Here is a 1,951-nt window from a genome sequence, read left to right as displayed (position 1 = left end):
CTCAGCGGCACCAACGCCCACGTCGTGCTGGAACAGCCGCTCCCCGACGGCAGCCCCGGCCTCCCCGCGGCCCTCCGGCCCCCGGCGGCCCACCTGCCCTGGCCGGTCTCCGCCCGCAGTGGTGAGGCACTCAGGACCCAGGCCGCGCGGCTGGCGGCACACGTCGAGGCCCATCCCGAACTGAGTCCGGCCCAGGTCGGGCACGCGCTCGCCACCTCCCGGTCCGCCTTCGAACACCGCGCCGTCGTCGTCGGTGACGACCGCGCCGCCCTCCTCGCCGCCCTCAAGGCCGTCGGCCGGGGCGAACCGGTCCCCACCGCGGCCGTGGGCGCCTGCGGTCCGGAAGGCGGTCTGGCCTTCCTCTTCGCGGGGCAGGGATCGCAGCGTCTCGGCATGGGCCGTGAACTCCACGCCGCCTTCGAGGTGTTCGCCGACGCCTTCGACGCGGCCTGCGCCCACCTGGACAACGAACTGGGACGTTCGCTGCGGCAGGTCGTCTTCGGCGAGGACGAGGAACTTCTGGACCGGACCGAGTTCACTCAGCCCGCCCTGTTCGCCTTCGAAGTGGCGCTGTTCCGGCTGCTGGAGTCGTGGGGCCTGCGGCCCGACCTGCTCGCCGGGCACTCCATCGGACAGCTGGCCGCCGCCCACGTCGCCGGCGTCTGGTCCCTGGAGGACGCCTGCCGCCTGGTCGCCGCCCGCGGCCGGCTCATGCAGGCGCTCCCCGAGGGCGGCGCGATGGTCGCCGTACAGGCCTCCGAGGACGAGGTGCTGCCGCTCCTGGCCGGGCTGGAGGACCAAGTGGGCATCGCCGCCGTGAACGGCCCCCGGTCCCTCGTCGTCTCGGGCACCGAGTCCGGCGTCTGCGAGGTCACCGGACACCTCGCGGCACTCGGGCGCCGCACCACACGCCTGAGGGTCAGCCACGCCTTCCACTCGCCGCTGATGGAACCCATGCTGCGGGACTTCCTGCGCGTCGCCGAGAGCCTCACCTACCACCGGCCGCGGATCCCGATCGTCTCCGACCTCACCGGCACCCTGGCCGACCCCGGCGAACTGTGCGCCGCGGGCTACTGGACGGCCCACGTCCGGCAGCCCGTGCGCTTCGCCGACGACATCCGCCGCCTGCGGGAACAGGGCGTCACCCGCTACCTCGAACTCGGCGCCGACGGCGTGCTCACCGGCCTCGCCCGAGCCTGCCTCCCCGACGCCCCGGCCACCGGCCCGGCCCCCCTGCTCGTCCCCGCGCTGCGCAAGGACCGCCCGGAAGCCGTCTCCCTCTACCGTGCTCTCGCCGAGCTGCACGTCCACGGCGTCGACGTGGACTGGACCCCGGCCTTCGGTCCCGCCCCCGACCTGCCGACGCCGGCGGCCGACCTGCCCACGTACGCCTTCCAGCGGGAGCGCTACTGGCTCGACCACGGCACCGCCCACGGCAGCGGTGCCGCACCGTCCGCGCGGACCGCGGCCGACACCGCCGACGCCCGCTTCTGGGAAGCCGTCGAGTGCGAGGACGTCGACGCCCTGACCCGAACCCTGGGCCTGGAGGCCGAGCAGATCGGCGCGGTCGTCCCCGCCCTGGCCTCCTGGCGCCGGCGGCAGCAGCAGGAGACCGCCGTCGACGCCCTCACCTACCAGGTCGCGTGGAAACCGGCCACGACCGAGACCGCGCCCACTGCCACGGACACGGCGGACGGCCGCTGGCTCCTGGTCCTCCCGGACACCCCGGACAGCCCGGACGGCGACGATCCGTCCGTCACCGCCCTGGCCGAGGCCCTCGGCGGCCCCGACCGGGTCGACACCCTCACCCTCACCGACGACGACCGAACGCACCGCACCGCCCTGGCCGACCGGCTGCGCGCGGTGACGGAACGGCACCCCGTCAGGGGAGTCCTCGCCCTCCTCCGGCTCGCCGGAACCGACGCCGACGGCCTGCCGCTGGGCCCCGCCA

The 1,951-nt window shown here is 75.3% G+C and carries 1 protein-coding gene; it reads left to right on the top strand.

Annotated elements, in window-relative coordinates; all coding sequences use genetic code 11:
- The coding region (locus tag AQJ66_RS35050) for an acyltransferase domain-containing protein (protein WP_159052689.1) at positions 1-1,951 on the top strand (1,951 nt) is incomplete at both ends.

Source organism: Streptomyces bungoensis (assembly GCF_001514215.1).
Classification (GTDB): domain Bacteria; phylum Actinomycetota; class Actinomycetes; order Streptomycetales; family Streptomycetaceae; genus Streptomyces; species Streptomyces bungoensis.
Note: the sequence above shows the minus strand (reverse complement) of the source record. Positions and strands in the feature narration are given on the sequence as shown.